This window comes from Plantibacter cousiniae (nom. nud.), from assembly GCF_977070315.1.
Genome location: NZ_CDRVEU010000004.1, coordinates 390,239 through 399,092 on the forward strand (window position 1 = coordinate 390,239; position 8,854 = coordinate 399,092).

The 8,854-nt window shown below is 53.6% G+C and carries 7 protein-coding genes, 2 tRNA genes and 2 pseudogenes; 5 read left to right on the top strand and 6 right to left on the bottom strand.

The genetic code is table 11. The features are described from left to right. Positions 1 to 32 precede the first annotated feature (32 nt). On the top strand, positions 33 to 1,094 hold the full coding sequence (locus tag ACW55A_RS11725) for a DEAD/DEAH box helicase (RefSeq protein ID WP_498811253.1): 1,062 nt from the start codon (positions 33 to 35) through the stop codon (positions 1,092 to 1,094). A gap of 52 nt (positions 1,095 to 1,146) precedes the next feature. Here ACW55A_RS11725 and ACW55A_RS11730 read toward each other — a convergent pair whose 3' ends face one another. The 4 genes and pseudogenes from ACW55A_RS11730 to ACW55A_RS11745 all read right to left on the bottom strand — a co-directional run bounded on the left by ACW55A_RS11730 (position 1,147) and on the right by ACW55A_RS11745 (position 4,602). Further along, the gene (locus ACW55A_RS11730) at positions 1,147 to 2,787 is read right to left on the bottom strand and encodes a methyl-accepting chemotaxis protein (RefSeq protein ID WP_416364694.1); all 1,641 of its coding nucleotides are present in this window, start codon (positions 2,785 to 2,787) and stop codon (positions 1,147 to 1,149) included. Positions 2,788 to 2,944: 157 nt separating this feature from the next. Next, positions 2,945 to 3,494: pseudogene (locus ACW55A_RS11735) on the bottom strand (IS66 family transposase); the annotation flags it as partial. 63 nt (positions 3,495 to 3,557) lie between these two features. Further along, positions 3,558 to 3,749: pseudogene (locus ACW55A_RS11740) on the bottom strand (transposase family protein); the annotation flags it as partial. 776 nt (positions 3,750 to 4,525) lie between these two features. Beyond that, positions 4,526 to 4,602, bottom strand: a tRNA-Arg gene (locus tag ACW55A_RS11745). Positions 4,603 to 4,919: 317 nt separating this feature from the next. Here ACW55A_RS11745 and ACW55A_RS11750 point away from each other — a divergent pair. The 3 genes from ACW55A_RS11750 (at position 4,920) to ACW55A_RS11760 (ending at position 6,137) form a co-directional block, all read left to right on the top strand. After that, positions 4,920 to 5,159, top strand: a complete 240-nt coding sequence (locus ACW55A_RS11750; RefSeq protein WP_003369913.1) for a hypothetical protein — start codon at positions 4,920 to 4,922, stop codon at positions 5,157 to 5,159. A 36-nt stretch (positions 5,160 to 5,195) separates the two neighbouring features. Beyond that, the gene (locus ACW55A_RS11755) at positions 5,196 to 5,381 is read left to right on the top strand and encodes a PA3371 family protein (RefSeq protein ID WP_003369912.1); all 186 of its coding nucleotides are present in this window, start codon (positions 5,196 to 5,198) and stop codon (positions 5,379 to 5,381) included. Between the two features lie 438 nt (positions 5,382 to 5,819). Continuing rightward, positions 5,820 to 6,137 (top strand): Arc family DNA-binding protein, encoded by a 318-nt coding sequence (locus ACW55A_RS11760; protein WP_003412622.1) that lies wholly within the window; start codon positions 5,820 to 5,822, stop codon positions 6,135 to 6,137. Positions 6,138 to 6,310: 173 nt separating this feature from the next. Here the strand turns inward: ACW55A_RS11760 and mgtE are convergent, their stop codons facing one another. Further along, positions 6,311 to 7,753, bottom strand: a complete 1,443-nt coding sequence (mgtE, locus tag ACW55A_RS11765; protein ID WP_003434593.1) for a magnesium transporter — start codon at positions 7,751 to 7,753, stop codon at positions 6,311 to 6,313. 325 nt (positions 7,754 to 8,078) lie between these two features. Between mgtE and bamE the strand changes: the two genes are divergently transcribed. Beyond that, positions 8,079 to 8,570, top strand: a complete 492-nt coding sequence (bamE, locus tag ACW55A_RS11770; protein ID WP_455809767.1) for an outer membrane protein assembly factor BamE domain-containing protein — start codon at positions 8,079 to 8,081, stop codon at positions 8,568 to 8,570. A gap of 44 nt (positions 8,571 to 8,614) precedes the next feature. On the opposite strand, the gene ACW55A_RS11775 is transcribed toward bamE, so the two are convergent. Next, positions 8,615 to 8,691 (bottom strand) — tRNA-Arg (locus ACW55A_RS11775). Positions 8,692 to 8,854 lie beyond the last annotated feature (163 nt).

Below are 8,854 nucleotides of genomic sequence, written 5' to 3' on the forward strand. Positions count from 1 at the left end.
AGGATCGCCATTGGTTTACTCCAGAAAGGAGGTTGGCCTATGTAGATGCATCAGCCGTGCGCTCGGGTTTTAAAAACGGCATGGATGTGGTGGATGAAAATCCATCCACCGGGGTTCGCTCGCTGGGGCAGGGCGTAGTAATGCAACAGCGGATTCTCGCGGGCAGCGAACAGGTGTTGGTTGATTTTCCTGAGCGCGGTGAACGCCATTGGCTTCCCTATCAGTATTTGAGACAAGTGAAGGGCGTTAAGCATCGCTTTTGCACTGCTCAGAAAGGCGAAGCGCGTGATGCAGAGCGCATGCGGCTGCGAATGCTGGCCTACGCCATCAAGGTGTGGAACGAGAATACTGGGGCCCTTTCACACCTCGGAATTGATCCTTTGCCGCACCAGATACATCTGGTGCACCGTATCCTTGCATCTTGCAACTTCAGTTGGTTGATCGCGGATGATGTGGGGCTAGGAAAAACGATTGAAACCGGGATGCTGTTGCATGCCTTGCGGCAGCGCGATCTGGCTAAGCGTATTCTCCTCATCACGCCTGCGGGCTTGACCAAACAATGGAAGGAGGAGCTTTACGATAAATTTCAGCTTGATGAGTTCAGGATTTATGGAGAGGACTTCTTCATCGATGAGCCCCGCGAGTGGAAGATGTACGACTGCGTGATCGGTTCGATGGATCGACTGAAGCAAGCAGATCACTTGGAAAGCCTGCTTCAGGCTGAACCTTGGGATCTGGTTATTTTTGATGAGGCTCATCGACTGAGTCGCCGTCAGTACGGGCTAAAGCTGGATAGCTCAGAGCGGTACGATTTAGCGAAGAATCTTCGCACTCATACCCAACACATGCTGCTGCTGAGTGCCACCCCACACCAAGGCATGCAGGACAAATTCGTAGCGCTGCTCGAGCTGCTGCGGCCTGAGCGGCGTACAGAGCTCATGGCGCTGAACCTGAAGCCTGAAATTCTGCACGACATGGTGTTCCGTAATCACAAGGCGGATGTGACAGATGCTGAAGGGAATTTTATTTTCCAAGGCAAGATCACTGTAAGCGGATGGCGAACACACCTCGGGAACTCACACATTCATGAATGAAAATTGTGTCCACGTTTAAGCGGACACAATACACAATTTTTATTGTGTCAACCTACAATCGGAATTGCCCTACCAATTTATTAAACGAAATGGCTAACTGAGATAGCTCGTGACTAGAAGCGCTGGTTTGGTTGGCACCCGCCGCAGTTTGGGTAGATAGATCCTGAATGTTAACCAAGTTGCGATCCACCTCGCGCGCTACTTGAGCCTGCTCCTCTGCTGCGCTTGCTATCACCAGGTTTTGCTCATTGATCTGGCTAACGCCGTTACTGATCCGCTCTAGTGCCTGGCCGGCTTCAGTGGCAAGTAATTGAGTGCTACGAACAAGGTTTTGGCTTTTTCCCATGGCCTGCACTGCATCGTCAGCACCGCCACGAACCCTGCTGATCATAGCCTCGATCTCGCCAGTGGATGTTTGAGTACGGTGCGCCAAAGCACGTACTTCGTCGGCCACTACAGCAAAACCACGGCCTTGCTCGCCGGCACGTGCCGCCTCAATCGCAGCATTAAGCGCAAGCAGGTTGGTCTGCTCAGCAATACCACGGATGACCTCCAATACCTTGGTAATGTCGTGGATCTGTCCGGCCAATGCCTCGACCAGTTGCGTGGAATCAGTAATTTCCTCTGCCACAGTATTGATAGCAGTCACGGCCTGCTGTACCTGCTTCTGCCCCTTCAATGCGTCTTCAGCAGTCTGGCTGGAGATTTGAGAGGTGCTGGCTGCGTTGCGCGCCACTTCTTCCACGGCAGCCGTCATCTCGTTAACCGCAGTAGCCGCTTGTTGGATTTCGTCGTTTTGTCGCACCAATCCACGCGTGCTGTCTTCTGTTACCGCAGTCAATTCTTCGGCTGCGGAAGCCAGTTGGTTCGAGGCGTCGGCAATGTGCTGAACGGTGCCTTTAAGATTACTTTGCATAACGGAAAGAGACTGTAACAGCTGTCCAGTTTCATCGGTGCCCCGAACCTCTATGGCTTGCGTCAAATCACCTTGAGCGACGCGGTCTGCGCCTTCTACCGATAGGTAAATCGGTCGGGTGATCATGCGAGTGACGATCATTCCAAGTAAGCCAGCACACAACATGGCGATTATACAGCCCACGATAAGCACCAAGGTCACCTGGTTGTTAGTGCTTTCGCCTGCTTTCGCGACATCAAAAGCCTGTCGAGTGTTGGACTCGATTATGATCTTGATCTCAGCAATGACTTTGAGGTAGGCCGGTGTCACGCTGCTGGTAGCTAGCCTTCTAGCTTGGGTAATATCGCCACTTTTGAGCGCGGCAAAACCCGAGTCCACCGCAGAAATGTAGGCTGGCCAGTCACGTTCGAAATCGTCGCCCGCAGCCCGTTCGTCTGCCTCTAGCGGGGTGGCGCGGTAAATTTTGAATGCAGCTTGAGCCTCAGACTGATTATCGCGATACGACTGCATAACGGCGTTGACCTCGTCAGGGCTCGCGTTCGCAGCCGTTAGCACAATGGCCTTGAAGAAATCACGGTTGGTGGAAATCACGTTTGCCTTGATTGCGTCGGTTTTCTGGATCGAGACCAGGTTGTTAGTCACAGTATCTTGCAGTTGGCCATACAGCGTGGCGATGCCGGACTGCCCCAGCGCTGCCACAACAACAGTGATCAACGCGCATAGACCAAATGCAGTTAGTAGCTTGGACTTCAGCTTCAGACTTATCAACCAAGACATAGAGATTACTCATTAGGAGGTCAAATGGAGTTAGGAACGTCATTTCCTTGAAAAGAATAGCGGCAGGTGCGCAGCAAACTTGAAATCCTCAAAAACCAGGCACTTCGCCATCAATCGCTGATAGGGTCACAGTAAGCGGTGAGGAAAACACCTCGCGTTAGCTAAACGAACGGGGATCCGGGTTGCGTAACGGCATCCAGTTATGCGGCAACAACTCGGGGATCTCACTCGCACGCAGCGTTGGCAGTCGCGCCAGAAAGTATTTCAAGTAAGCATATGGGTCATGCCCGTTGAGTTTGGCCAACTGGATCATACTCATCAACGCCGACGCGCGTTTACCACAGCGCGAGGATCCTGCAAAGATCCAGTTCGTGCGTCCAAGAGCCCACGGCCGGATCTGGTTCTCGGCCCAGTTGTTGTCAATGGGTACAGCCCCGTCAGCGAGGTAGCGCGACAGCGCTGCCCAGCGTTTAAGGCTGTAATCGAGTGCTCTGCTGATAGCAGAACCTTCGGGCATAAGATCACTCTGGGCGATCATCCAGGCATGCAGCATATCCATCACCGGTACGGCTTTTTATTGCCGTATTCGGCACCGTAAATCCAGCGCCAGATCGCGGACTTCTCTCTCGATTTCGTAAACGCAGGGCCTGCTCGGCGAGCTGACTCTTGTTAGTAGCGTGCAATTCGAAGAACTTGCGCCGGGAATGCTGGATTTCAACAAAGATATTCGACGATGCAGCTTGCGAGTTTGCTCCCGTCATGCGGGTAGCACGGCGATTGGCGAACAGATAAGCACAGTGCGGCTTCGCCGCACCGAACACCGCAATCACCCTGGCCAGAGCGGTCTCGGTGCCAGCACGCATATCCATGGGGTCGGTGGCGAGCCAGATGCTGTCGATGCGGATCATAGGGCAAATCCACGGACAAACTGAGCGCAGCCCTCGGGATCGGAAGCGGGCCATTTCACCGTGATGGTTTGCTTGCCAAATGGCAGCTCAATAACCGCCGATGCTTGAGCCTTTGGCTTGGGATTGAAAGGTCTAACTCCAGAATTTTAAGCGCGGTGATGTAGTTACGATTCCAGCGCTTCGATGGCAGCCCCATGTATCTTGGCCATCGGATATTCTTGCAAGCGCAACAGAGCATCTGAGCTGCCCAGAATGCAGGGCCAAGCTGATGAAATCCTTCGGCGACGTCGAAACACTTTCACTAACTGCGTTTCAGTGCACCCGATGCGAAGCTACATCGCAATTTGGTGATGTGGTTAGCTCAATGCTTACTGGAAAATATTTCTCTGACCTTTACATTGCAGCCACCTAGGGTGGTGAAGGCCCGAAAGCTCCTGAGTGTAGGCAATGCGGCGCTCCACTTGATGACGAAAGACATTGAGGAAATCCATTCGGATGCGCTATGCGGTCATTGTCGATACATGCTGGAAATGGATTAGACAGACGCCCTTACTCCCGTTACGTGATTCGTTCTGTGCTAGTGGCTAGGGTGTATCCTCGGACAAGGGTAAGCCTGCCCGCGCCTAAGGAACCATCATTGACTGAAATTCCACGTGTACCAGGAAGAGCCTACCAAGTGACTCGTGATCCTGAACGCTTGCTTATCGAAGAGCGAGCCGAGGCTCTCTCACTTTTAGACTATCACTGGTATTGGACGACATACGGCTATGCATGCTGAGCAGAGGCTCAAAGAGGCAGCTCGTTCAGCAAAGGTTGGTGGCATGTATGTATGGTGTCCCAGGCGGGGTTCGAACCTGCAACCTTCCCCTTAGGAGGGGGATGCTCTATCCAATTGAGCTACTGAGACACTGCGTGCCGACACACCGATCGGTGCCAGCGAGGACGGCGTGCATCTTAGCGGCATGTGGCGCTTTTGTCATGTCGTCATTGTCCTTCGACCCTGTAGCCGATGTCGCCTGAAAACACGGCCTGATAAACCGATCATGCAATTTGCAATCCCCCAAAAAGCCATCATTGCAAAACGCACTGTAGAGCACTTTTTTTAATTTAATAAGTGATTGATTTTAAAGGACTTTTTATCATTTTCTGATTGGCATGCAGACTGCATTATTGATATCTGTGGAACACATCTCATCCCAAACGGTCGGGCACAGGTACTGGAAAATGAACAAGACTCTCTCAGTGTTGAATGCGGCAGCTCTGGTGGCTCTGGTAGCATTTCATTTCCAGGATTCTGGTATCAAGGACGCTCAGGCCATCACGCCTGCTCCTGTCCACCACCAGATCAGTCAAGCGCCAAAGCTGGCAATCATGACCGAACGCGTTGCGAGCGCAGCGGTGCTGGCCAATGACGATGATGAGTCACTTCAGTTTCCACGCGCTGAACAGCGCTGGGTTTTCTGATAACGCCCGCAACGACCCTTCCAAGAGAGAGTAGCCATGTCAAAATCCGCGTTGTCATTTCTGGTCCTGGCGATCATGGCTGTCGTCGCCGACCTTTTGCTTCCTGTTAATGCACAGGCCATGAGTATCGCTGCAAACATCGCCGCAGGCGTGTTCGCCAGTCTCTTCGTGGTTGCGTTGTTCGTGGGTCGCCGCTTCAAATTCGACCCGGTGCTTCGCTGACAGCGAAGCTACCTGCGGTAATTTGCCCGGTCGTCTGACCGTTCGCATCCAGAATCTCCCCTCCTCCGAAAGAACCTTCCTGCACCGCAGCCAACCCTTTGTCGGCTAACCTCGGTCACGCTGAATTTAGACGCATACTCAGAGTCAAATGGCCATGACAGCAAAAAAGCTCAATGGCGTGCCCTTTTATCCGGGGACAAATGTGATGAGTTTGCAAATTCGCTCGCATTTCTGATAATTGGTGCTGGCAATACGCCGCTACCTGAGTCAATATTTGTCACAGAATTGACGCCAAGGATTCGACGTAATACGGCATGATGTCGACCCCTTGGAACCCCGGTTGAACATTTGGCCAAAATGATTGTCTGACTGTGACAATCTTGCGGCCACTTGCTAGAACCGCTTCCCCTGAACTAACCGGTTAAATATATGAGCCCTATGAAACAGGCTACTTATTCCAGCCGCACGGCTGACAAGTTCGTCGTTCGCCTACCAGACGGCATGCGTAATCGCGTGCAAGAGGTAGCCAAGAATCATCACCGCAGCATGAACTCGGAAATCATCGCTCGTCTCGAACAAAGCCTGATTCAGGAAGGTGCTCTTGGTGATGAACCAAGCCTGCGCCTCGATAGTCCTGAGCTGTCCTTGCACGAACGCGAGCTGCTGCAGCGCTTTCGTCAGCTTTCACATCGTCAACAGAACGCTCTTGTTTCGCTGATTGCTCATGACACGGAACTTGCTTCCGAAGAGTCCTGATTTGACGTAACAGACAAAGGCCAGCGAAAGCTGGCCTTTTTCGTTGTAGCCTTTTTCTTTATTAGTCGTCGGCTTATTGCGTTACACAGCGACCTGAGACTTGGCGGAAGCATAAAAAAACCGCCTGATCATGGCGGTTTTTTTATTTCAATAGACTCTAGCCGTCGCGAGCCTTAGAGCAGAAAGATCGTCGCCAGCCCTAGAAAGATGAAGAAGCCGCCGCTGTCGGTCATCGCCGTAATCATGACGCTCGCCCCCATCGCGGGATCTCGCCCCAAACGTGCAAGTGCCATAGGAATGGAAACACCCATCAGCGCTGCCAGCAACAGGTTGAGCGTCATGGCTGCGGTCATGACCACACCCAGCGACCAGCTGTCATACAGGAAGTAGGCGACCACGCCGATCACACCCCCCCAGATCAGACCATTGATCAAGCCGACAGCCAGCTCCTTGCGCAGCAATCGCGCCGTATTACCGGTATTGACCTGATCCAGCGCCATCGCGCGGACGATCATGGTGATGGTCTGGTTACCGGAGTTGCCGCCAATCCCGGCCACGATAGGCATCAGCGCAGCGAGCGCCACCAACTTCTCGATGGAGCCTTCGAACAGGCCGATCACACGCGAGGCCAGAAACGCGGTTACCAGGTTGACTGCCAGCCAGGACCAGCGGTTGCGCAGCGAACGCCATACCGACGCGAAGATGTCTTCTTCTTCACGCAGACCCGCCATGTTGAGGACTTCGCTCTCGCTTTCCTCACGGATCAGGTCGACCATTTCATCGATGGTCAGACGGCCGATCAGCTTGCCGTTCTTGTCCACGACCGGCGTGGAGATAAGGTCGTAACGCTCAAACGCCTGTGCCGCATCGTAGGCATCGTCTTCAGGGTGAAAGCTGACCGGATCGTTGGCCATGACTTCGCCAACCTGCTTCTCCGGATCATTGACCAGCAGACGCTTGATCGGCAGCACGCCCTTGAGCACACCCTCGGAATCGACTACGAACAGTTTGTCGGTGTGACCAGGCAGTTCTTTGAGCCTGCGCAGGTAGCGCAGCACGACTTCAAGGCTGACATCCTCACGGATCGTCACCATCTCGAAGTCCATCAGCGCACCGACCTGATCCTCGTCATAGGACAAGGCCGACCGCACGCGCTCACGCTGCTGTGAATCCAGTGTTTCCATGAGCTCGTGAACGACGTCGCGGGGCAACTCGGGAGCAAGGTCGGCCAGTTCGTCGGCGTCCATGTCCCGTGCCGCCGCGAGCAACTCATGATCGTCCATGTCGGCGATCAGGGTTTCACGAACGGAATCGGATACTTCAAGAAGAATGTCGCCGTCGCGCTCGGCCTTGACCAACTGCCAGACGGTCAGGCGGTCTTCCAGGGGCAAGGCTTCAAGGATATAGGCGACGTCGGCAGAGTGAAGGTCTTCGAGCTTGCGTTGCAACTCGACGAGGTTCTGCCGGTGAACCAGGTTTTCTACACGGTCCTGATGCTGACCTTCCTGACGGTGGGTCAGGTCTTCAACAATACGCTGGCGCTGCAGCAGATCGACAACCTGAGCCAGGCGATCCTGCAAGCTTTCCTGCGTTTTTTTTACTTCTCTTTCGGTCATAGGCGAACTCCACTCCCAGCAGCGGAGCACGCCGGGAGATCAATCAGTTAATTCATGATTGTTGAAAAACATTATCGAGTAACGACTGGGTATGTCCATGGAGGTGTTCCACAAGCCCCGGCGGAGCTGACGGGCGCAATGATACACCGCTTTGAGCGAAGCGCACGCGAGAAAATTCAGCTCATAACAACCGTTTGCAGCGCAAACCTGCACAACTCCGTAAGCCAGCCAGGGTTCGACGTCACATTCAGCCAATAAAACACGCTCGCCCCTTTCAAAGACCGCAGTTAGCCTTTGCCGACACCTGTCACGGAGGACCTTGAGCATGCGACCTGAAAATCATCTGCTGCTGTGGAGCGCCCTGCTCTGCCTTCCTGCCGCTGCAACCGCCAGCAACGTTCATCGCTGCGAGGATGCATCCGGAAAGATTATGTTTACCACCCTCGGCTGCCCGGATGGACACAGTACCCGCCTGCAGAGAGCCTTCAACGCACCACCGGGAACCCGTATCGATGTACTGCCGCCCGCCAACACTGCGCAAACCGCGCGTGGAAAACCGGCAGATCAGACACTGGTCGTGGTCGGCACACGCGATGATGGCTGTGGAAACCGCTTGAGCGCCGATCAGCGCCGGGCTGCGATCATCAACCAGCGCACCCCTCCCGGTATGACGCAGCGTGATGTCGAGAGCCTGCTGGGACGCCCCGACAAAGTCACTAACCGCAACGGAGAATTGCATTACGTGTACAACCAGAAAAAAGGCCGCAGCAATAAGGTGACATTTGACGAGAACGGATGCGTTAAAGGAAAACGCTAGAAAGCAAAAAGCCCACATCTTTCGATGTGGGCTTTTCGTTTGTATGGTGCACTCGACAGGATTCGAACCTGTGACCGCTCGGTTCGTAGCCGAGTACTCTATCCAGCTGAGCTACGAGTGCATTGGTGTTTTTAGACCAGATCACCTCTGGTTGGAGCCAGTTATCGGAAACCTTGTAATTACTTACAACACTTCAAACAACTTTAAATGGTGCACTCGACAGGATTCGAACCTGTGACCGCTCGGTTCGTAGCCGAGTACTCTATCCAGCTGAGCTACGAGTG

Coding starts and splice junctions, on each gene's coding strand:
- ACW55A_RS11730 (WP_416364694.1), bottom strand. CDS start 2,787: ATGTCTTGGTTGATAAGTCTGAAGCTGAAGTCCAAGCTACTAACTGCA.
- ACW55A_RS11750 (WP_003369913.1), top strand. CDS start 4,920: ATGAACAAGACTCTCTCAGTGTTGAATGCGGCAGCTCTGGTGGCTCTG.
- ACW55A_RS11755 (WP_003369912.1), top strand. CDS start 5,196: ATGTCAAAATCCGCGTTGTCATTTCTGGTCCTGGCGATCATGGCTGTC.
- ACW55A_RS11760 (WP_003412622.1), top strand. CDS start 5,820: ATGAAACAGGCTACTTATTCCAGCCGCACGGCTGACAAGTTCGTCGTT.
- mgtE (WP_003434593.1), bottom strand. CDS start 7,753: ATGACCGAAAGAGAAGTAAAAAAAACGCAGGAAAGCTTGCAGGATCGC.
- bamE (WP_455809767.1), top strand. CDS start 8,079: ATGCGACCTGAAAATCATCTGCTGCTGTGGAGCGCCCTGCTCTGCCTT.